This is a genomic window from Shewanella sp. Choline-02u-19 (assembly GCF_002836205.1).
In the GTDB taxonomy this organism is placed as follows: domain Bacteria; phylum Pseudomonadota; class Gammaproteobacteria; order Enterobacterales; family Shewanellaceae; genus Shewanella.
Genome location: NZ_PJBE01000010.1, coordinates 22,930 through 45,486, shown reverse-complemented (window position 1 = coordinate 45,486; position 22,557 = coordinate 22,930). Strand labels below are relative to the sequence as shown.

General features: G+C 44.6%; 14 protein-coding genes, 6 tRNA genes and 3 rRNA genes. 20 read left to right on the top strand and 3 right to left on the bottom strand.

The window, feature by feature from the left end; all coding sequences use genetic code 11:
• Positions 1-7 precede the first annotated feature (7 nt).
• Complete coding sequence (gene trmA, locus CXF83_RS00370) at positions 8-1,105, bottom strand: tRNA (uridine(54)-C5)-methyltransferase TrmA (protein WP_101091912.1); 1,098 nt, start codon at positions 1,103-1,105, stop codon at positions 8-10.
• A gap of 184 nt (positions 1,106-1,289) precedes the next feature.
• On the opposite strand from trmA, the gene murI reads away from it, so the two are divergent.
• Positions 1,290-2,096 (top strand): glutamate racemase, encoded by an 807-nt coding sequence (gene murI, locus CXF83_RS00365; RefSeq protein WP_101091911.1) that lies wholly within the window; start codon positions 1,290-1,292, stop codon positions 2,094-2,096.
• A 1-nt stretch (position 2,097) separates the two neighbouring features.
• Here murI and CXF83_RS00360 read toward each other — a convergent pair whose 3' ends face one another.
• On the bottom strand, positions 2,098-2,562 hold the full coding sequence (locus CXF83_RS00360) for an RNA recognition motif domain-containing protein (RefSeq protein WP_101091910.1): 465 nt from the start codon (positions 2,560-2,562) through the stop codon (positions 2,098-2,100).
• Positions 2,563-3,290: 728 nt separating this feature from the next.
• Between CXF83_RS00360 and CXF83_RS00355 the strand changes: the two genes are divergently transcribed.
• The 8 genes from CXF83_RS00355 to birA all read left to right on the top strand — a co-directional run bounded on the left by CXF83_RS00355 (position 3,291) and on the right by birA (position 11,715).
• Positions 3,291-4,833 (top strand): 16S ribosomal RNA (locus CXF83_RS00355).
• A 90-nt stretch (positions 4,834-4,923) separates the two neighbouring features.
• Positions 4,924-5,000, top strand: a tRNA-Ile gene (locus CXF83_RS00350).
• Positions 5,001-5,067: 67 nt separating this feature from the next.
• Positions 5,068-5,143 (top strand) — tRNA-Ala (locus CXF83_RS00345).
• A gap of 452 nt (positions 5,144-5,595) precedes the next feature.
• Positions 5,596-8,500 (top strand): 23S ribosomal RNA (locus tag CXF83_RS00340).
• Positions 8,501-8,644: 144 nt separating this feature from the next.
• Positions 8,645-8,760: ribosomal RNA gene (gene rrf, locus CXF83_RS00335) — 5S ribosomal RNA — on the top strand.
• The 16S, 23S and 5S rRNA genes sit together here with 3 tRNA genes alongside, the layout of an rRNA operon.
• Positions 8,761-8,866: 106 nt before the next feature.
• Positions 8,867-8,943, top strand: a tRNA-Asp gene (locus tag CXF83_RS00330).
• A 770-nt stretch (positions 8,944-9,713) separates the two neighbouring features.
• Positions 9,714-10,751 carry a UDP-N-acetylmuramate dehydrogenase gene (gene murB, locus CXF83_RS00325; protein ID WP_101088969.1) on the top strand — a complete coding sequence of 346 codons (1,038 nt, stop codon included), beginning with the start codon at positions 9,714-9,716 and terminating at the stop codon, positions 10,749-10,751.
• 1 nt (position 10,752) lies between these two features.
• Positions 10,753-11,715, top strand: a complete 963-nt coding sequence (gene birA / locus CXF83_RS00320) for a bifunctional biotin--[acetyl-CoA-carboxylase] ligase/biotin operon repressor BirA (RefSeq protein WP_101088970.1) — start codon at positions 10,753-10,755, stop codon at positions 11,713-11,715.
• Between the two features lie 6 nt (positions 11,716-11,721).
• Here the strand turns inward: birA and coaA are convergent, their stop codons facing one another.
• On the bottom strand, positions 11,722-12,672 hold the full coding sequence (gene coaA, locus CXF83_RS00315) for a type I pantothenate kinase (protein ID WP_101088971.1): 951 nt from the start codon (positions 12,670-12,672) through the stop codon (positions 11,722-11,724).
• Positions 12,673-12,904: 232 nt separating this feature from the next.
• Between coaA and CXF83_RS00310 the strand changes: the two genes are divergently transcribed.
• The 11 genes from CXF83_RS00310 to rpoB all read left to right on the top strand — a co-directional run bounded on the left by CXF83_RS00310 (position 12,905) and on the right by rpoB (position 22,504).
• A tRNA-Thr gene (locus CXF83_RS00310) sits at positions 12,905-12,980 on the top strand.
• A 7-nt stretch (positions 12,981-12,987) separates the two neighbouring features.
• A tRNA-Tyr gene (locus CXF83_RS00305) sits at positions 12,988-13,072 on the top strand.
• 35 nt (positions 13,073-13,107) lie between these two features.
• Positions 13,108-13,181, top strand: a tRNA-Gly gene (locus CXF83_RS00300).
• 195 nt (positions 13,182-13,376) lie between these two features.
• Positions 13,377-14,561: an elongation factor Tu gene (gene tuf, locus CXF83_RS00295; RefSeq protein WP_101088972.1), complete on the top strand. Its 1,185-nt coding sequence runs from the start codon at positions 13,377-13,379 to the stop codon at positions 14,559-14,561.
• Between the two features lie 289 nt (positions 14,562-14,850).
• Entirely contained in the window at positions 14,851-15,222 is a 372-nt protein-coding gene (gene secE / locus CXF83_RS00290) for a preprotein translocase subunit SecE (RefSeq protein WP_101088973.1), read from the top strand.
• A 9-nt stretch (positions 15,223-15,231) separates the two neighbouring features.
• Positions 15,232-15,783, top strand: a complete 552-nt coding sequence (gene nusG / locus CXF83_RS00285; RefSeq protein WP_101088974.1) for a transcription termination/antitermination protein NusG — start codon at positions 15,232-15,234, stop codon at positions 15,781-15,783.
• 127 nt (positions 15,784-15,910) lie between these two features.
• Entirely contained in the window at positions 15,911-16,339 is a 429-nt protein-coding gene (rplK, locus tag CXF83_RS00280; protein ID WP_101088975.1) for a 50S ribosomal protein L11, read from the top strand.
• Between the two features lie 4 nt (positions 16,340-16,343).
• A complete protein-coding gene (gene rplA / locus CXF83_RS00275; protein ID WP_101088976.1) occupies positions 16,344-17,045 on the top strand; it encodes a 50S ribosomal protein L1 in 702 nt (233 codons plus the stop codon).
• A gap of 269 nt (positions 17,046-17,314) precedes the next feature.
• Positions 17,315-17,812: a 50S ribosomal protein L10 gene (gene rplJ, locus CXF83_RS00270; protein WP_101088977.1), complete on the top strand. Its 498-nt coding sequence runs from the start codon at positions 17,315-17,317 to the stop codon at positions 17,810-17,812.
• Positions 17,813-17,869: 57 nt separating this feature from the next.
• Entirely contained in the window at positions 17,870-18,235 is a 366-nt protein-coding gene (rplL, locus tag CXF83_RS00265; protein WP_101088978.1) for a 50S ribosomal protein L7/L12, read from the top strand.
• 237 nt (positions 18,236-18,472) lie between these two features.
• Positions 18,473-22,504, top strand: a complete 4,032-nt coding sequence (gene rpoB / locus CXF83_RS00260) for a DNA-directed RNA polymerase subunit beta (protein WP_101088979.1) — start codon at positions 18,473-18,475, stop codon at positions 22,502-22,504.
• The last annotated feature ends 53 nt before the right edge of the window (positions 22,505-22,557 follow it).

Genomic DNA, 22,557 nt, shown 5'->3' with positions numbered 1-22,557 from the left:
GGTGAGGTTACTTTTTCTCAAGAAAAACACCAGACTCCATATGGTCGGTGTAAGGGAATTGATCAAATAACGCAAATCGAGTGATCTTATGCGTTTTACTTAACTCTTTGAGATTGTCTAATAGTGTATTGGGATTACATGAGATGTAAATGATACGCTCATAGCCTTGGACTAATTTAACCGTGTTGTCATCGAGCCCAGCACGAGGTGGGTCAACGAAAATGGTATTACAGTTGTAGCCGTCGAGATCGATACCTTCTAAACGTCGATAGCTGCGCTTTTTAGCCATCGCATCGGTAAAGTCTTCAGCAGACATGCGAATGATCTGCAAATTATCTACTTGGTTAATTTTAATATTGTATTGAGCTGACTCAACCGATGGTTTAGCCAATTCTGTTGCTAATACTCGTTCAAAATTTTGTGCCAGCGCGATAGAAAAGTTGCCGTTACCGCAATAAAGCTCGAGCAGATCACCGGTACTGTTCTTAGTGACATCAATTGCCCACTCAAGCATCTTGACGGATACTTTGCCGTTTGGCTGCGTAAAGCTGTTTTCAATTTGATGATATTGCAGCTGTTCGCCTGCCACGTTAAGTGATTCGATGACGAAGTCTTTGTCAAAGACAAGCTTTTGCTTGCGCGCACGACCAATTAAGTTGACGTTAAACTGGCTACTGAGTGTTTGCTTTAAAATTTTAGCTTGCTCTTCCCATTCGCTATCGAGTTGCTTGTGATACAGCAGCGATACTAAAATCTCACCACTTAACGTCGATAGAAAGTCAATTTGGAATAAGCGATGACGCAAGATAGTGTTTGGCTTTAATAGTGCAACCAAAGCAGGCATCATTTTATTGATAAGTTCACTTGCTGGCAGGAACTGATCGCAACGTACTTTACTATCAAGTGCTTTATCGAACATATAGTAGTAGAGGTCTTCACCTTCATGCCACATTCTAAATTCAGCACGCATGCGATAATGAGCAGGCTCAGAGCCAAACGATTCAAGTTCTGGAGTATCAAAATCGGTAAATAGCTGCTTTAGCTTGACGCGCTTTGCTTCGAGTTGCACATCATAGGTTGAAGGGTCCATTGCTGCTAAATTCATATTTTGATCACCGTGAGCATTAAATTAGGGGCGGAATATTATACTAGATAGCTGGGATGTCCAGTTTCCCCTCCTTATTAGACCTAGCTTGTAGGAAAATTTTAACGCAAAATAGTCAATTCTGCTGGGAGTTTCCGAACCACGCAGCTGTATGAACGGATTTACATAATAGTGGAGCACGCATTTGTCTGGACCTATTCTCATTTTTGACTCAGGAATTGGTGGTTTATCGATTCTGGATGAGATCAGAACACTGATACCTGACAAGGACTGTTGTTACTTATTTGATAATGCGCGTCTACCTTATGGTGAGTTAGCGGAGTTAGCACTTATCACCGGCTGCGTTTCACTTATCTGCGAACATGCTAAGCGGATTAATGCCGCTATAGTAGTGGTTGCATGCAACTCAGCCAGTACCCTAGTGCTTCCTATACTAAGAAAGCGGCTATCGATTCCGATTGTTGGCGTGGTACCAGCAATTAAACCTGCAGCAAAAATATCAACACAGCGACATATTGGGCTGCTTGCCACTCCAGGTACGATTAAACGGCCTTATACAAAGGAGCTGATTGATGCATTTGCTGAAGATTGTCGAGTCGAGCTATTTGGTTCATCTGAACTGGTTATGTTGGCTGAAGCAAAACTAGCAGGAACCGCTATCGATATGGCCAAGCTTACTTTGCTGCTCACGCCTATCCGAGAATCGGCACTCGATACCTTGGTGCTAGGTTGTACCCACTTTCCAATACTGGCAGCTGAGATACGGCAAGTACTAGGCAATCACATCACTTTGCTTGATTCGGGTAAAGCGGTAGCGGATCGGGTTGCTTATTTACTAGGAAACGATGCGGCGGTGATATCAGATGACAAAAGACGTGTAAATTACAGTGCGGTGTATACGACGGATGATATTGCAGTAGGGTTGAGAGAAAGGTTAGTTGAAGAGGGGTTCACTAAAATAGAACCACACTCCTCAACACACCTTAGCTAGGCTATGCCTGGCTTTCTGCTTTATCAGCATCTGAATCTTGAGACTTAGCCTCACGAACCTTCAATGTTCTTTCTTGAAAATCATATTCGTTTAACTTAGACATTGCTTTCTTTGCGCCAGCTTCAGACATCTCGATAAATCCGAAGCCTTTACGACGACCTGTTTTACGATCTCGTACTAAGCGGACAGAATTGACCGGACCATACTCACCGAATAAAGCTTTCACTTCACCTTCATGAACACGGTATGGCAGGTTACCTACATATAAGGTCATAGTAGGACCAGTGTAAGGTTCGTTACTGGCAACAGCAGACGTTCCTGATTTAGATTGAATAGAAAAGATAACGCTTGCGATGATCGCGCCAGTAAAGAAAGCAATGGCAGCGTTTAGATCTGGAGCGATCTGAAAAATAGCTAATGCACCAATAATGGCAACGGCTAAAACGATAAAGAATGACTTCTGCATATATATAATCTCTGAAGTGTAAATGAATGGATCGATAACTAACTGTTAATAACTTGCTTATGGTAATGAATTATTAGCCAATACACTAGTGTGTTGCTGAAAAAATGAACTTTATCTACATTCTCTTCCTTTATAGGCAGATTTATCGTCGTAAAAAGCGCGATAAATGTGCACAAATAGACATCTTGGTGAAAAGTTAGGCAAGCGGACATTTTCTTGTAAAAAAGCACTTGCGCTTGCTGAGGAATTCCCTATAATTCGCACCCACTGACACGGCACAGCAGGCCAACTACTTAGGTAGTACGGGACTTGCAGCGGTGTTAGAGAGTTAAATCTCCTCGGAAATTTAATTCAGGTGACAAGCGCTTTAAAGGCTTCGGTTTTGACTTCTGATTAAGAAAGCATCACTCGAAAAACTTCTTAAAATAAGCACTTGACGCCGACACTGGAGAGTGTAGAATACGCCTCCTCAAGCCAACGACCTAGCGTCTTCGGCGACACATGAAAGATGGTGTCACGCTCTTTAACAATATGACAAGCAAATCTGTGTGGGCACTCACAGGTGTTGAGTTATTCGAAATTGCTTCTTAGGAAGCAATCAAAAATATTTACTCAATGAACCACTGAGTGACCATAGCAATATGTAAACTTCGAAAGTCTTCGGGCTTTTGAAAAACAGTATAATTCATTGAGCCGCTTTGCTCTTAACGGAGTAAAGCAAAAAACTTTAATTGAAGAGTTTGATCATGGCTCAGATTGAACGCTGGCGGCAGGCCTAACACATGCAAGTCGAGCGGTAACACAAGGGAGCTTGCTCCTGAGGTGACGAGCGGCGGACGGGTGAGTAATACCTAGGTATCTGCCCAATCGAGGGGGATAACAGTTGGAAACGACTGCTAATACCGCATACGCCCTACGGGGGAAAGGAGGGGACCTTCGGGCCTTCCGCGATTGGATGAACCTAGGCGGGATTAGCTAGTTGGTGAGGTAATGGCTCACCAAGGCGACGATCCCTAGCTGGTCTGAGAGGATGATCAGCCACACTGGAACTGAGACACGGTCCAGACTCCTACGGGAGGCAGCAGTGGGGAATATTGCACAATGGGCGAAAGCCTGATGCAGCCATGCCGCGTGTATGAAGAAGGCCTTCGGGTTGTAAAGTACTTTCAGCGAGGAGGAAAGCTCAAGCGTTAATAGCGATTGGGTGTGACGTTACTCGCAGAAGAAGCACCGGCTAACTTCGTGCCAGCAGCCGCGGTAATACGAGGGGTGCAAGCGTTAATCGGAATTACTGGGCGTAAAGCGTACGCAGGCGGTTTGTTAAGCGAGATGTGAAAGCCCCGGGCTCAACCTGGGAACTGCATTTCGAACTGGCAAACTAGAGTCTTGTAGAGGGGGGTAGAATTTCAGGTGTAGCGGTGAAATGCGTAGAGATCTGAAGGAATACCGGTGGCGAAGGCGGCCCCCTGGACAAAGACTGACGCTCATGTACGAAAGCGTGGGGAGCAAACAGGATTAGATACCCTGGTAGTCCACGCCGTAAACGATGTCTACTCGGAATTTGGTGTCTTGAACACTGGGTTCTCAAGCTAACGCATTAAGTAGACCGCCTGGGGAGTACGGCCGCAAGGTTAAAACTCAAATGAATTGACGGGGGCCCGCACAAGCGGTGGAGCATGTGGTTTAATTCGATGCAACGCGAAGAACCTTACCTACTCTTGACATCCACAGAATTTTCCAGAGATGGATTAGTGCCTTCGGGAACTGTGAGACAGGTGCTGCATGGCTGTCGTCAGCTCGTGTTGTGAAATGTTGGGTTAAGTCCCGCAACGAGCGCAACCCTTATCCTTATTTGCCAGCACGTAATGGTGGGAACTTTAGGGAGACTGCCGGTGATAAACCGGAGGAAGGTGGGGACGACGTCAAGTCATCATGGCCCTTACGAGTAGGGCTACACACGTGCTACAATGGTCGGTACAGAGGGTCGCAAAGCCGCGAGGTGTAGCTAATCCCACAAAGCCGGTCGTAGTCCGGATCGGAGTCTGCAACTCGACTCCGTGAAGTCGGAATCGCTAGTAATCGTGAATCAGAATGTCACGGTGAATACGTTCCCGGGCCTTGTACACACCGCCCGTCACACCATGGGAGTGGGCTGCACCAGAAGTAGATAGCTTAACCTTCGGGAGGGCGTTTACCACGGTGTGGTTCATGACTGGGGTGAAGTCGTAACAAGGTAGCCCTAGGGGAACCTGGGGCTGGATCACCTCCTTACCTATACGACTAACTCACATCTGAAGTATGCAAATACGTTTGAGTGTCCACACAGATATGCTTGTTATAAAGAAAGAGCAAAATTACGTTGGGTCTGTAGCTCAGCTGGTTAGAGCGCACCCCTGATAAGGGTGAGGTCGGTGGTTCAAGTCCACTCTGACCCACCAATATCTTTCCTTATCTTTGATAAGAAAGGTTTGGTCGTAACGTAAATTTGTTTGACTGCATGTAAATGGGGCTATAGCTCAGCTGGGAGAGCGCCTGCCTTGCACGCAGGAGGTCTGCGGTTCGATCCCGCATAGCTCCACCATTTACTTGATTGTTAAGAACTTAGGTTCGATAGCTATCTTGTAAATACACCATTTACTTTGCTAGTCGGTTAGAAAATTATTCTAATTGACTGAGTAAACTTACTTTACCAGTAGAAAGTAAGGCATGCATTGGATAGAGATGCCAAAGATAAACGAAAATTTATCTTTGGCTTTTTTAAGCCCGTTCTTTAAAAATTTGGAAAGCTGATAGTGTTAACCTGAAAAGGGACAGCGACTTACTTGTAGGTTGTTGTTTATAGGGTTAGCGCGAAATTTAAAAAATTGAGTTCTAAACACTTAAACATTAAGTGTCTTGGCTTATTGCGTCGCAGCAATAAGTGAAAAATTCTAATTTTGGCGAAAGTAGAAACCATTAGTTATGATACGGCTGTTTTAAGCTTACCCGCTTGAAACAACGAGTATTTCTCATAGAGACTTATTTGGGTTGTATGGTTAAGTGACTAAGCGTATATGGTGGATGCCTTGGCAGTCAGAGGCGATGAAGGACGTAGTAACTTGCGATAAGCGTTGGCGAGCTAGTAACAAGCATTTGAGCTAACGATTTCCGAATGGGGAAACCCACATGCATAAGCATGTATCATTAACTGAATTCATAGGTTAATGAGGCAAACCCGGGGAACTGAAACATCTAAGTACCCGGAGGAAAAGAAATCAACCGAGATTCCCCTAGTAGCGGCGAGCGAACGGGGATTAGCCCTTAAGCGTAGAGGGTGTTAGTGGAATGTGTTGGAAAGCACAGCGGCACAGGGTGATAGCCCCGTACATGAAAACTAACTTTACGTGAAAACGAGTAGGACGGGACACGTGACATCTTGTCTGAACATGGGGGGACCATCCTCCAAGGCTAAATACTCCTGACTGACCGATAGTGAACCAGTACCGTGAGGGAAAGGCGAAAAGAACCCCTGTGAGGGGAGTGAAATAGAACCTGAAACCGTATACGTACAAGCAGTGGGAGCGGTTCTTGAGACCGTGACTGCGTACCTTTTGTATAATGGGTCAGCGACTTACATTTTGTAGCGAGGTTAAGCGAATAGCGGAGCCGTAGGGAAACCGAGTGTTAACTGCGCGTTTAGTTGCAAGGTGTAGACCCGAAACCCGGTGATCTAGCCATGGGCAGGTTGAAGGTTGAGTAACATCAACTGGAGGACCGAACCGACTTATGTTGAAAAATGAGCGGATGACTTGTGGCTGGGGGTGAAAGGCCAATCAAACCGGGAGATATCTGGTTCTCCTCGAAAGCTATTTAGGTAGCGCCTCGAGCGAATACCATTGGGGGTAGAGCACTGTTAAGGCTAGGGGGTCATCCCGACTTACCAACCCTTTGCAAACTCCGAATACCAATGAGTACTACTCGGGAGACACACGGCGGGTGCTAACGTCCGTCGTGAAAAGGGAAACAACCCAGACCATCAGCTAAGGTCCCAAAGTTATTGCTAAGTGGGAAACGATGTGGGAAGGCTTAGACAGCTAGGATGTTGGCTTAGAAGCAGCCATCATTTAAAGAAAGCGTAATAGCTCACTAGTCGAGTCGGCCTGCGCGGAAGATTTAACGGGGCTAAGCAATACACCGAAGCTATGGGTACTAGTGTTTACACTAGTGCGGTAGAGGAGCGTTCTGTAAGCCGTTGAAGGTGAAGGGGTAACCCACGCTGGAGGTATCAGAAGTGCGAATGCTGACATGAGTAACGATAAAGGGAGTGAAAAACTCCCTCGCCGAAAGACCAAGGGTTCCTGTCCAATGTTAATCAGGGCAGGGTGAGTCGACTCCTAAGGCGAGGCCGAAAGGCGTAGTCGATGGGAAACAGGTTAATATTCCTGTACTTCTGCTAACTGCGATGGAGAGACGGAGAAGGCTAGGCTAGCGCGGCGTTGGTTGTCCGCGTTTAAGGTTGTAGGTTGTATTCTTAGGCAAATCCGGGAATACGCATTTAATTGCAAGACTGAGGACTGATGACGAGTCACTAAGGTGATGAAGTAGTTGATGCCATGCTTCCAGGAAAATCTTCTAAGCTTCAGGTTAGTAGGAATCGTACCCCAAACCGACACAGGTGGTTGGGTAGAGAATACCAAGGCGCTTGAGAGAACTCGGCTGAAGGAACTAGGCAAAATGGTACCGTAACTTCGGGAGAAGGTACGCTGCCGACGGTGATAGGACTTGCTCCTTAAGCTGTTGGCAGTCGCAGATACCAGGTGGCTGCAACTGTTTATCAAAAACACAGTACTGTGCAAACTCGCAAGAGGAAGTATACGGTATGACGCCTGCCCGGTGCCGGAAGGTTAATTGATTGGGTTATCTTCGGAGAAGCTCATGATCGAAGCCCCGGTAAACGGCGGCCGTAACTATAACGGTCCTAAGGTAGCGAAATTCCTTGTCGGGTAAGTTCCGACCTGCACGAATGGCGTAATGATGGCCACGCTGTCTCCAGCCGAGACTCAGTGAAGTTGAAATTGCGGTGAAGATGCCGTATACCCGCGGCTAGACGGAAAGACCCCGTGCACCTTTACTATAGCTTGGCACTGAACATTGAACCTACATGTGTAGGATAGGTGGGAGACTTTGAAGCATTGTCGCTAGATGATGTGGAGTCAACCTTGAAATACCACCCTTGTAGTTTTGATGTTCTAACCGCGGCCCCTGAATCGGGGTTCGGGACAGTGCCTGGTGGGTAGTTTGACTGGGGCGGTCTCCTCCCAAAGAGTAACGGAGGAGCACGAAGGTTGGCTAAGTACGGTCGGACATCGTACGGTTAGTGCAATGGCATAAGCCAGCTTAACTGCGAGACATACACGTCGAGCAGGTACGAAAGTAGGTCATAGTGATCCGGTGGTTCTGTATGGAAGGGCCATCGCTCAACGGATAAAAGGTACGCCGGGGATAACAGGCTGATACCGCCCAAGAGTTCATATCGACGGCGGTGTTTGGCACCTCGATGTCGGCTCATCACATCCTGGGGCTGAAGTCGGTCCCAAGGGTATGGCTGTTCGCCATTTAAAGTGGTACGCGAGCTGGGTTCAGAACGTCGTGAGACAGTTCGGTCCCTATCTGCCGTGGGCGTTGGATGATTGAAGGAAGCTGCTCCTAGTACGAGAGGACCGGAGTGGACGAACCGCTGGTGTTCGGGTTGTTATGCCAATAGCATTGCCCGGTAGCTACGTTCGGAATCGATAACCGCTGAAAGCATCTAAGCGGGAAGCGAGTCCTAAGATGAGTCATCCCTAGGAATTTAATTCCTCTAAAGAGCCGTTCGAGACTAGGACGTTGATAGGCAAGGTGTGTAAGCGTTGTGAGGCGTTGAGCTAACTTGTACTAATGACTCGTGAGGCTTAACCATACAACCCTGATGGGTTTTGTATGAGACTGATGTTTTTACAAAACACCAGAGTTAGAATAAAGCACTTAATGTGGTGTTAAAACTCAATAATAAATTTCGATTTACTTGCGATAGCGAGTAACAGCTTTTCGAATTCCAAATTTGTCTGGAGACCATAGAGCTGTGGCCCCACCTGATCCCATTCCGAACTCAGAAGTGAAACACAGTATCGCCGATGGTAGTGTGGGGTTTCCCCATGTGAGAGTAGGTCATTTCCAGGCGCCTATTTAGCTTAATCTCTTATAAAGAGGTAAAGCGAGTCTACTAACCTTTGACACGTTAGCGACTTTAAAAGAATTTAGCATCATGCTTCGGCTTTTTGCTAAAGGAGTGGTAGTTCAGTTGGTTAGAATACCGGCCTGTCACGCCGGGGGTCGCGAGTTCGAGTCTCGTCCACTCCGCCAACATTACGATAAGCCCTAGCAGCAATGCTAGGGCTTTTTCGTGTCTGTTTTTTATGGCATGAAAAGAGACAATATACGGGCTCGTTGGCTTATTATTGAGCTGAAATGGGTGAGTGCATTATATAGTTCGTCACTTTTATATACCTATCGCGATTTTTCAATTTATTTGTGACCGAGTAAAAGTAACTAATACTGCGTTTTTACCGTAAAACCGCACGATAACGGAACAAGAACCGCGGCGGGTTATTGAGTGAATACCTATATCTCAGCTGTATTTAAAAGTGGTAACTGCAAAAATTCTAATCGAACAGACAATACTATTTGCTGAGAAAGTTACGTTAGTAGATAAAGTAGATATAAAGCCAATCTCCCAAAGCTGCAGAATGTGAAATGCCTCTCGTTGGCTCTGCTGACCTGTTGAGTAGGTGGTGTACCTTCATTACATTATGCTTTGACTAAACGACTGCGAAATTTCGTCAAAAAACCTACTGAAACCTATCACATACAGCATCTTTACTAAGGTTCAAATGAAAACAGCTGAAGATAAGTAGTTTATTGATTAAGTTGGACAGGTAGAAGCAAAACTATAGATCTTGTTGGCTGGGAATGCTGACAGCACACTTGATCCATGACGAGAACTTGCGGCCGGCTCCATGAAATGTGGGAGTTAACTGCCGTGTGCCAGCCCGTTGTGTCTTTGGCTAAATCCAACTTGGGTGATAGGGGCTTCTGAGAGTAATCGGTTTACGATACAATGTGACTTTCCTTTGATGAATAAGACTGCCTCAGTGACCCATTCCGTTTCTCTAAAATCGCATAATACCTTTGGGCTTGAACACTCCTGTCGAGAGCTTATTACCGTTAAAACCACAGAGCAGCTAATCTCTTGCTGCTTAGCGCTTTACCAAGCTAAAGAGCCTATGCTGGTGCTTGGTAGTGGTAGCAACGTCATTTTCTGTGACGATTTTGAGGGCACTGTGGTACTTGTTGAAACGAGAGGGATTGAAATTGCTGACACTGAACATTTTCACCTTCTTTCGGTTGCAGCGGGAGAGAACTGGCATGAACTCATTTGCTTTTGTTTGGCGAAAAATATTGCGGGATTAGAAAACCTTGCGCTTATTCCCGGCAAGGTGGGTGCTGCGCCGATTCAAAATATCGGTGCTTACGGTGTTGAGTTAACGGATATATGCGACTGGGTTGAATACGTGGAACTTGCCACTGGCAAGCATATTCGACTTAATGCAAAAGATTGTCAGTTTGCTTATAGAGATTCAATTTTCAAGCAGCAATTATTAGGTAAAGCACTGATTACTAGAGTGGGCTTTAAAGTCGCTAAAATATGGAGACCTAAATTGGATTATGGACCACTTAAGGCACTAAAAAATACCAATGTAACGCCAAGAGAAGTGTTTGACTGTATCTGCAAAACTCGAATGACTAAGTTACCTGATCCTAACAAGGTTGGTAATGCCGGTAGTTTCTTTAAAAACCCTGTGATTGCTAACCATCAATTTAATGCTTTAGTGCATCAATTCCCGAGCATCGTCGGATATCCTCTAGGGATAGCTAATACAAAAGTTGCCGCAGGTTGGCTCATTGAGAATGCTGGATTAAAAGGTTATCAAGTTGGCGGTGCTGCAGTACATCAAGATCAAGCGTTGGTATTAATAAACCGAGGCAATGCCACCAGTCATGATATTTTAGCGTTGGCGCAGCATGTGGTCGATTGTATTGAAGACAAATTTGGTATCAAATTAGAACCAGAACCTAGAATGATCGCGGCGACTGGAGAAAGGAACTTATAACATGGCAGAACAATGGAGTCGTAAGCGCAGTATCTTAGCTGAACTTGCTAATGGGCACTTTGTTTCAGGCGAAGCGTTAGCGGCAAAGCTTGGGGTATCGAGAACGGCAGTCGCTAACCATATTAGCGGACTGGAAGGTTATGGCGTTGATATTTATTGCGTCAAAGGTAAAGGCTATAAGTTGAGTAACCCGCTATCGTTAGTGGATGAAAGCACGTTAAAAAGCGGAGTGAAGCAGCGATGTTTCTATTTTGATGAGATCCCCAGTACCAATGGTTTTATTCTAAAGCATGCTGATGAGCTCGATTCTGGTGATATTTGTGTCGCTGAATATCAGTCCGCAGGGCGAGGCCGAAGAGGGCGTGTTTGGGTGTCGCCTTATGGATGTCATCTTTATTTTTCTATGTATTGGCAGTTTCCGCAGGGAATGGCTCAGGCGATGGGGCTAAGTTTAGTGGTTGCGTGTTCTATTGTGTCAGTGCTTGAGCAATTAGAAGTGCCCAATGTGGGAGTTAAGTGGCCTAATGATATCTACTTGGCAGGTAAGAAATTAGCGGGTGTACTGATTGAGATGAGTGGCCACACCGACAGCGAATGCAATCTTGTGATCGGCATTGGTTTGAATATGGCGATGAGTGAACAGCAAGGAAAATCAATTGACCAGCCTTGGAGTGATTTAACCTCTCTGGAAAACATGCCAAATAAGACAGCATTGCTAACGTTGTTGCAGAAACAATTGCAGCAAGATCTGTGCAAGTTTCAAGATGAAGGTTTAGCGCCTTTTCAAGCCAGATGGGGAGAGGCAGATCTCTTTAACGGCCAAGAGATTAAGCTCATTATAGGTACTGAGGAAGTTCAAGGCATTTGCAGAGGTATTGATCAGCAGGGAGCCGTGGTGCTCGAGACTGCCAACGGCCTAAAGAGTTTTATTGGTGGTGAAATAAGCCTGCGATCGTTAACTTAACGAGTACTATTTTCTTAGGAGGACTTGATCCATTCGATGGTCCGGTCCTTTTTGCAAAATAAGATGAGCTCGTTCACGAGTTGGGTGGATATTTAAGGTTAAGTTTGGTCCGTTGATGCTGTCCCAAATTTTTGATGCTATTGCTGTTGCTTCAGCATCGCTTAATTGAGAGTAATGGTGAAAATAAGAGCTATCTTCACTAAATGCTCCGGTTCTAAATTGTAGAAAACGTTCTATATACCATTTCTTTAATAATTCTTCTTCAGCATCAACATAGATACTAAAGTCGACAAAATCAGATACAAATGGACGTCGAGTGTCTACCGCTGAGTCTTGACCCGTCTGCAATACATTTAAACCTTCAATAATGAGAATGTCGGGTTGACGGACCCACTGTAACTGATTCGGTATTCTGTCGTAGGTGATATGAGAGTAGATGGGGGCACTGACGGCCGACTCTCCCGCTTTTACTGCTGAAATAAACTCAACTAACCCCTTCATATCGTAACTTTCAGGAAATCCTTTACGTTGCATTAAACCACGACGTTTAAGCTCTGCCAGCGGATGCAGGAAACCATCTGTAGTCATTAAATCGACTTTAGGATGTTCGGGCCAATGACTTAGTAGTGCCTGCAAAATACGCGCTGTAGTGCTTTTCCCTACAGCGACACTGCCAGCAATGCTAATAATGTAGGGTCTTTTCGGCGGAACACGGCCGAGAAATTCATTCAGTGCTAAGCCGCGTTGCTGTTTAGCACCGACGTTAAGATTGAGTAGTCGACTTAAAGGGAGATAAATATCAGTGACTTCTGACAGTGATATTTTTTCGTTGATACCGCGCAGATCCGCTAGATCATTTTCACTGAGTGTTAAAGGCACCGATTCTCTCAATTCAGCCCATTGCTGACGCTCGAAAGGTAGGTAAAGTGCTTTATGAATTTGATTGTTTTGCGTCATTGCGAAGTTCTCCGTTAAGGAGGGCAGATTACACTATGAATTTATTATCGACAACTGCTACGGGATAGTCGTTTAGTCAATGTTGAGCAAATCAATTTAATTGGCTTAAAAGTAAACATTAAGGCGGAAATGCGCGTAAAAAAACCTCTGTTGGCGTTTTTTTTAGAAAAAAAACGATTTTGCTATTGCACTTATGCTCACACTTCCATAATATCCGCTACCGAAATGACACGCCGGCATAGCTCAGTTGGTAGAGCAACTGACTTGTAATCAGTAGGTCCCGAGTTCGACTCTTGGTGCCGGCACCATTTCCCTGGAGGGGTTCCCGAGTGGCCAAAGGGATCAGACTGTAAATCTGACGGCTCAGCCTTCGAAGGTTCGAATCCTTCTCCCTCCACCACTTTCTAGTTAGTTAGGTAGCCTGAAGTAGGTTACGCGGATGTCGTATAATGGTATTACTCCAGCCTTCCAAGCTGATAACGCGGGTTCGATTCCCGCCATCCGCTCCAAATTCTTGCTGATAATACTTAATCAGTAGAAAGCACTCGATTACGAGTGCTTTTTCCCGTTTAAGACCTTCTGTCAGCACGCCTCCTGCTTCTTATATATCTTAATTATCTTACTCACTGATTCGGTAGCATTTATGCATCGGATTTTTTGCTACATGCAGTTTCATCACCAGTATTTTGGATTGGGGCAATACCATGGCTAAAGAAAAATTTGAACGTATTAAACCGCACGTTAACGTGGGTACTATTGGTCACGTCGACCATGGTAAAACAACGCTAACAGCTGCTATCTCGTCTGTCTTAACTAAGACTTACGGTGGTGAAGTTAAGAATTTCGCACAAATCGATAATGCTCCTGAAGAGCGTGAGCGCGGTATTACAATTAATACTTCTCACATCGAATATGACACACCTGCACGTCACTACGCACACGTAGATTGTCCTGGTCACGCCGATTATGTTAAAAACATGATCACTGGTGCTGCTCAAATGGACGGCGCGATTCTAGTAGTTGCTTCTACAGATGGTCCAATGCCACAAACACGTGAGCACATCCTGCTTTCACGTCAGGTTGGCGTACCATTCATCATCGTATTCATGAACAAATGTGACATGGTAGATGACGAAGAGCTTCTTGAGCTTGTAGAAATGGAAGTTCGTGAACTTCTTTCTGAATATGACTTCCCAGGTGATGACTTACCAGTTATCCAAGGTTCTGCGCTTAAAGCCCTTGAAGGCGAGCCAGAGTGGGAAGCTAAAATTCTTGAGCTTGCAGAAGCACTTGATACTTATATTCCAGAGCCAGAGCGTGCTATTGATGGTGCATTCATTCTTCCAATCGAAGATGTTTTCTCAATCTCAGGCCGTGGTACAGTTGTAACTGGTCGTGTAGAGCGCGGTATCATCAAGATTGGTGAAGAAGTCGAAATTATTGGTATCCGTGATACTACTAAGACTACTTGTACTGGTGTTGAAATGTTCCGCAAGCTACTTGACGAAGGTCGTGCTGGCGAAAACTGTGGTGTTCTTCTACGTGGTACTAAGCGTGAAGATGTTGAACGTGGTCAGGTTCTTGCTGCTCCAGGTTCAATTACTCCACATACAACTTTTGAGTCAGAAATCTACGTTCTGTCTAAAGAAGAAGGCGGACGTCACACTCCATTCTTCAAAGGTTACCGTCCACAGTTCTATTTCCGTACAACGGATGTAACTGGTACTATCGAATTGCCTGAAGGCGTTGAGATGGTAATGCCTGGTGATAACGTACAGATGACAGTTACACTAATCTGCCCAATCGCGATGGATGAAGGTTTACGCTTCGCTATCCGTGAAGGTGGCCGTACTGTTGGTGCTGGTGTTGTAGCTAAGATTGTTGCTTAATAGCAACGAGTCTTAACTCAATATCAAAAAAGGCAGCCTAGGCTGCCTTTTTAATTTCCATTATAAGTCTGTACTAATTTTGTTAGTTAAGCTGGGCTTTGTATTCTTGCCAAATACGTGGAATAAGAATACAATCTATGACCGATTTTTGACTCGCTGGATATGCTTTTAGTGAGTGTATTGAGCCGTCGTCAGTTCGGATTGAAGCCTGACTGATTTTTTCACTGAGCAAAATGCTATATTTATAGTATTACTAGTCTCAGAACGTAGTGAGTAACGGAATTAACCGATGACAACAAATACTGAAAGCCAGGGTAATTCTCTGGATATTATAAAGTGGGGCCTAGTCATAATCTTGTTGGCTGCTGCTATTATTGGCAACCATTATTTCGCTGAAGCAAGTGTTTTAGTACGCGCGATAGGCGTTGTAATTGCCTTTGCCGTTGCTGGTCTTATTGCGTCGCAAACAGAGAAAGGCAAGCAAGCGTTAACGTTTGCTCGTGAATCACAGATTGAAGTTCGTAAAGTGGTTTGGCCTACGCGTCAAGAAGCACTGAATACAACTTTTATTGTATTAGCTGCAACCGCCATTTTAGGATTAATCCTTTGGGGCATGGACGCAGTATTGCTTAGAATTGTTAATTTTATTACTGGCGTATAGGCATCTCGAATGACTGAAGCAACTGAAGCTAAAAAAAGATGGTATGTAGTACAAGCGTTTTCTGGCTATGAAGGCCGCGTTTGTAAATCGTTGCACGAACATATCAGAATGCACGAGATGGAAGCTTACTTTGGTGAAGTATTAGTACCCACTGAAGAAGTCGTTGAAATGCGTGCAGGCCAACGTCGTAAGAGCGAACGTAAATTCTTCCCTGGCTATGTATTAGTACAGATGGAAATGAATGACGAGAGCTGGCACTTAGTGAAGAGTATCCCTCGTGTGATGGGCTTCATTGGTGGTACATCAGATCGTCCAGCACCAATTTCTGATAAAGAAGCTGATGCAATCCTTCAGCGTCTTCAGGATACTACTGAGTCTCCAACGCATCGCGTTATGTTTGAGCCAGGCGAAGTGGTTCGCGTTACTGACGGGCCTTTTGCTGACTTTAACGGTACTGTTGAAGAAGTGGATTATGAGAAGAACCGCGTTAAGGTTTCTGTCATGATCTTCGGTCGCTCAACGCCAGTAGAACTTGATTTTAGTCAGATTGAAAAGAGCTGATTAAATAAAGTACAAATACTAATTGGAAATGGGTGTGAATTTGTATATAATTCGCACCCATATTTTTCGGGGAGCTTTTCAACATTTTGTTGATGGCGTTTGAACCCAAACTTGAGGAAAATGTCTCATGGCAAAGAAAGTTGATGGTTACATCAAACTACAAGTAGCAGCCGGTGCTGCAAACCCGTCGCCACCAGTTGGCCCAGCATTGGGTCAGAAAGGTGTTAACATCATGGAATTTTGTAAAGCATTCAATGCTCGTACTGCAAATTTCGATAAAGGAATGCCAATTCCTGTTGTTATCACTGTATATACTGATCGCTCTTTCACTTTCGAAACTAAGACGCCACCTGCATCTTTCCTACTGCTTAAAGCAGCTGGTTTGAAGTCTGGTTCTGGCCGTCCTAACACTGACAAAGTGGGAACTATCAAGCGTAGCGTTGTCCAGGAAATTGCTGAGACTAAAGCCGCGGATATGACTGGTGCTGATATTGAAGCGATGACTCGTTCAATTGAAGGTACTGCGCGTTCAATGGGTTTGGTAGTAGAGGACTAATATAATGGCAAAGCTAACTAAACGCGCTCGTTTGATCCGCGAAAAAGTTGAAGTAACTAAGAACTACGACATCAATGAAGCTGTTGCACTATTAAAAGAACTAGCAACTGCTAAGTTCCTTGAAAGTGTTGACGTAGCTGTAAACCTTGGTGTTGATCCACGTAAATCTGACCAAAACGTTCGTGGCGCTACTGTGCTACCACACGGTACTGGTCGTGACGTACGTGTAGCTGTATTTACTCAAGGCGCAAACGCTGAAGCTGCTATTGCAGCCGGTGCTGAGCTAGTCGGTATGGACGAGCTTGCTGCCCAAGTTAAAGCGGGTGAAATGAACTTTGACGTTGTAATCGCATCTCCAGATGCAATGCGCGTTGTTGGTCAGTTAGGTCAAATCTTAGGCCCACGTGGTCTTATGCCTAACCCTAAAACTGGTACTGTAACGCCAAACGTTGCAGAAGCAGTTAAGAACGCTAAAGCTGGTCAAGTTCGCTATCGTAACGATAAGAACGGCATCATCCACACTACTATTGGTAAAGTGGATTTTGAAACAGCTCAACTTAAAGAAAACTTAGAAGCTCTTCTTGTTGCTCTTAAAAAAGCCAAGCCAGCAGCTGCTAAAGGTGTTTTCCTTAAGAAAGTAAGCATCTCTACCACTATGGGTGCAGGTGTTACTATTGACCAGAGTACTCTGGATGATGGTAAGTAAATTTACAATGCTCGCGTATTAGTCTATAATGCGCGCACTTTGTAGGGTTGAGGTTGAGGTTTAATCTTTTTGGATTAAAAATCAATCTCCGTCCAAGACCGTAGGTGTTAGTTGAATAACTAACTTAATCTCCTACGTAGACGGTGTCGGACCCCAGATAGATTTTATTCTGCTGGATCTTTTCGCGCCGTAAGTCGCTAGATATCATTAGATATTTAGCATGGTAATTGCTAGGGATTTTCCCTAGATAGAATCCAGGAGTAAAGCCAATGGCATTAGGACTCGAAGACAAAAAAGCGATTGTTGCTGAAGTCAACGAAGCTGCCAAAGGTGCTTTATCTGCAGTTGTTGCCGATTCACGTGGCGTAACTGTAGGTGATATGACCGGTCTTCGTAAAGCAGCTCGTGAAGCTGGTGTATACGTTAAAGTTGTACGTAATACACTAGTAAAACGCGCTGTCGCTGGTACTGATTTTGAGTGCTTAAGCGATACGTTCACTGGTCCTACTTTGATTGCATTCTCTAATGAGCACCCAGGTGCAGCAGCGCGTCTTCTACAAGATTTCGCGAAGTCACAAGAGAAGTTTGAAATCAAAGCAGCAGCCTTTGAAGGGGAATTAATCCCTGCATCTGATATTGATCGTTTAGCAAAACTACCAACATACGAAGAAGCACTAGCTCAGTTCATGATGACTCTAAAAGAAGCATCTGCAGGCAAGTTCGTTCGTACATTGGCCGCTCTACGCGATCAGAAAGAAGCTGCTTAATAATTTTATTAGCCGCTTAATTAAAATTGAATTCAGTACAATTAGGAATTTTTTGTTATGTCTATCACTAAAGACCAAATCTTAGAAGCTCTTGCAGAAATGTCTGTAATGGAAGTTGTTGAACTAATCGAAGCAATGGAAGAGAAGTTCGGCGTATCTGCTGCTGCTGCTGTTGTTTCTGGTGGTGGCGAAGCTGCTGCTGCTGAAGAGCAAACAGAGTTTGACGTTATTCTTACTTCTTTCGGTGAGAACAAAGTTAAAGTAATTAAAGCTCTTCGTGGCGCTACAGGTCTAGGCCTTAAAGAAGCTAAAGCTATGGCAGAATCTTCTCCAATAGCTGTTAAAGAAGCTATTTCTAAAGAAGAAGCTGACACGCTTAAGACTGATCTAGAAGAAGCTGGTGCTTCTGTAGAGATCAAGTAAGTTATAACTTAACTTACTCAACCTAAGAAATTAGGTTAGGGCTGGCGGTTTTTTAACCGTCGGCCTTTTTTGCGCTGTATGCGCAGGCGATTTTTTATTCACCGTTTGTCGCCAGATTTTGCAGTCCCTAACAGAGATTACTGGTTAGGTTCTTGCCATCAACGGTGATGGGCAAACGTGCTGTCTCAATCAAATGATTGGTCAGTCTTGGTCACATCTCGTAATCAGAGGAAACCCATGGTTTACTCCTATTCTGAAAAGAAGCGTATTCGCAAAGACTTTGGTAAACGTCCACAAGTTTTGGATATTCCTTATCTTTTGTCTATACAGTTGGACTCATTTAAGAAGTTCACCGATCAAGATCCTACTGGCGAGCGTGGTTTTGAAGCCGCTTTCCGTAGCGTTTTTCCCATCAAAAGTTTTTCTGGTAACTCAGAATTACAGTACGTTAGCTATAAGCTAGGCGAACCTGTTTTTGATGTGAAAGAGTGTCAAATTCGTGGTATCACATATGCAGCTCCATTACGCGTTAAATTGCGTATGGTTCTTTATGACCGTGAAGCGGCACCTGGCACTGTAAAAGATATTAAAGAACAAGAAGTTTATATGGGGGATATCCCTCTTATGACTAACAACGGTACTTTTGTAATTAATGGTACTGAGCGTGTTATCGTATCTCAGCTACACCGTAGCCCGGGCGTATTCTTCGATCATGACCGTGGTAAAACCCACTCTTCAGGTAAGGTGCTTTATAATGCACGTATTATTCCTTACCGTGGTTCTTGGTTAGACTTTGAATTCGATCCTAAAGATGCATTGTTTGTTCGTATTGACCGCCGTCGTAAATTGGCCGCTACGATCATTCTTCGCGCATTAGATTATTCGACTCAAGACATTCTCGACCTGTTCTTCGATCGCGTAAACTTTAAGATCAAGAAAGATTCATTAGTAATGGATCTTGTTGCTGATCGTCTACGTGGCGAAACAGCAAGCTATGATATAAAAGAAGCTGATGGCACTGTTCTTGTTGAGAAAGGCCGCCGTATTACTGCGCGTCATATTCGTCAACTAGAAAAGACTAAGACTACCGAGCTAGAAGTACCTGTTGAGTACATCGTTGGCAAAATTTCTGGTAAAGATTATATCGATCCAGATACCGGTGAAGTTTTAGTTTCTGCAAACGCAGAAATTGGCTTAGAAGACCTTGCAAAGCTTTCACTTGCTGGCATTAAAGAAGTAAGCACACTGTTTATCAACGAGCTTGATAACGGTGCTTATATGTCTGACACTCTACGTATAGACTCAACAACTAACCGCTTAGAAGCGCTTGTTGAAATCTATCGTATGATGCGCCCAGGTGAGCCACCAACTAAAGATGCTGCAGAAGCGTTATTTAATAACCTTTTCTTCAGCGAAGAACGCTATGACCTGTCTAAAGTCGGTCGTATGAAGTTCAATCGTCGTCTAAGTATTGATGACGACGAAGGTACGGGTATCCTTTCTAAAGAAGATATCGTTGCCGTGATGAAGAACATCATCGCCATCCGTAATGGATTTGACGAAGTTGATGATATCGATCACCTTGGTAACCGTCGTATCCGTAGTGTTGGTGAAATGGCTGAAAACCAGTTCCGTGTTGGTCTCGTTCGTGTAGAACGTGCCGTACGTGAGCGTTTGAGCCTTGGCGATCTAAATGAGCTTATGCCTCAAGATCTGATTAATGCCAAGCCAATCTCTGCAGCTGTTAAAGAATTCTTTGGCTCTTCACAGCTTTCACAATTCATGGATCAAAACAACCCGCTTTCAGAAGTGACGCATAAGCGTCGTATTTCTGCGCTTGGCCCTGGTGGTTTGACTCGTGAACGTGCTGGTTTTGAGGTTCGAGATGTACACCCGACGCACTACGGTCGTCTATGTCCAATCGAAACTCCTGAAGGTCCAAACATTGGTTTGATCAACTCGTTGGCAACCTTTGCTCGTACAAACAACTATGGTTTCCTTGAAACACCTTACCGCAAGGTAGTTGATGGTGTGGTAACTGACGAAGTAGATTACTTGTCAGCTATCGAAGAAGGTCGCTACGTTATTGCACAGGCTATCGTTCAACTCGACGAAACTGGTCGCATGATGGATGAGCTTATTGCTTGTCGTCATAAAGGTGATTCTACCTTTATGGGTGCTGGTGATATCCAATATATGGATGTTTCACCACAACAGATTATTTCTGTTGCGGCATCGCTAATTCCGTTCCTAGAACACGATGATGCGAACCGTGCATTGATGGGTGCAAACATGCAACGTCAGGCCGTGCCTACACTTAGGGCTGATAAGCCTCTAGTTGGTACTGGTATTGAGCGTACTCTTGCTGTTGACTCAGGCGTTGTTGTTGTTGCTAAACGTGGTGGTTATGTTGACTACGTTGACGCTAGCCGCATCGTGGTAAAAGTTGACGAAGCTGAGCTAACGCCTGGCGAAGCTGGTATCGATATCTACAACCTGACTAAATACACTCGTTCTAACCAGAACACGTGTATTAACCAACGTCCTTGTTGTAGCATGAACGATCCAGTTGTTCGCGGTGACGTACTAGCCGATGGTCCATCTACCGATTTAGGTGATTTGGCTCTTGGTCAGAACATGCGTATCGCGTTCATGCCTTGGAACGGTTACAACTTTGAGGATTCAATCCTTATCTCTGAGCGTGTTGCGATGGAAGATCGTTTCACCACTATCCATATTCAAGAGCTTTCATGTATTGCTCGTGATACTAAGTTGGGTAGCGAAGAGATCACTGCTGATATTCCAAACGTTGGTGAATCTGCGCTTTCTAAGTTAGATGAATCAGGTATCGTTTATATCGGCGCTGAAGTTAAGGGTGGCGACATCCTAGTTGGTAAAGTGACACCTAAGGGTGAAACACAGCTGACTCCAGAAGAGAAGCTCCTCCGAGCAATCTTCGGCGAAAAAGCTTCTGACGTTAAAGACAGTTCACTACGTGTACCTAACTCTGTTAAAGGTACTATCATCGACGTTCAAGTATTTACTCGTGACGGCGTTGATAAAGATAAGCGTGCTGTTGAAATCGAAGAGTTGCATATCGCTGAAGCGAAGAAGGATTTGACTGAAGAGTTCCAAATTCTTGAAGAGGGTGTTCTTGGTCGTGCTCGTAACCTATTATTGGGTGAAGGCTACACTGAAGAACAACTTAACGCGATTTCACGTTCACAATTGTTGGTTCAAACCATCGATGATGAAGGTAAGCAAACTGAGCTAGAACAATTAGCTGAGCAAGCGGAAGAGCTGAAAGCTGATTTCGATAAGAAATTTGAAGTTAAGCGTCGTAAGATCACTCAAGGTGATGATTTAGCACCTGGCGTACTGAAGATTGTTAAGGTTTACCTTGCTGTCAAACGTACTATCCAGCCTGGTGATAAGATGGCGGGTCGTCACGGTAACAAGGGTGTAATCTCTAAGATTTGTCCTGTTGAAGACATGCCTTACGATGACAAAGGTAACCCAGTGGATATCGTATTGAACCCACTAGGTGTACCGTCACGTATGAACATCGGTCAAGTACTTGAAGTTCATATGGGTGCTGCAGCTAAAGGTATCGGTAATCGTATTGCTGAAATGCTTGAAGAGCAGCGCGAATTGGCAGAACTTCGCGGATACATCAAAGAAGTTTATGAATTGGGCGACGAAGTAATTCAAAAAGTCGACATCGATTCATTTACTGATGATGAAATCTTGCGTCTTGCTAAAAACCTTAAAGGTGGTGTACCAACAGCTACACCTGCGTTTGATGGTGCCAAAGAGAAAGAGATCAAGCAGATGCTTGCTCTTGCAGGTCTACCGACATCAGGTCAGCTAACGCTGTGTGATGGTCGTACTGGTAACGAATTTGAGCGTCAAGTAACCGTAGGTTATATGTACATGCTCAAGCTTAACCACTTGGTTGACGATAAGATGCACGCCCGTTCTACCGGTTCGTACAGTCTTGTTACTCAGCAGCCATTGGGTGGTAAAGCGCAGTTCGGTGGTCAGCGTTTCGGTGAGATGGAAGTATGGGCACTTGAAGCTTACGGTGCAGCATATACTCTTCAGGAAATGCTAACTGTTAAGTCGGATGATGTGAACGGTCGTACTCAGATGTATAAGAGCATCGTCGACGGTAACTATCAGATGCAACCAGGTATGCCTGAATCTTTCAACGTATTGTTGAAAGAGATCCGTTCACTCGGTATCAACATTGAGTTGGATACCAAGTAAAACTGGTTCCCGCCTCTATTTGGCAAAATCGGTGCTCTGCAGTAGCAGGGCAC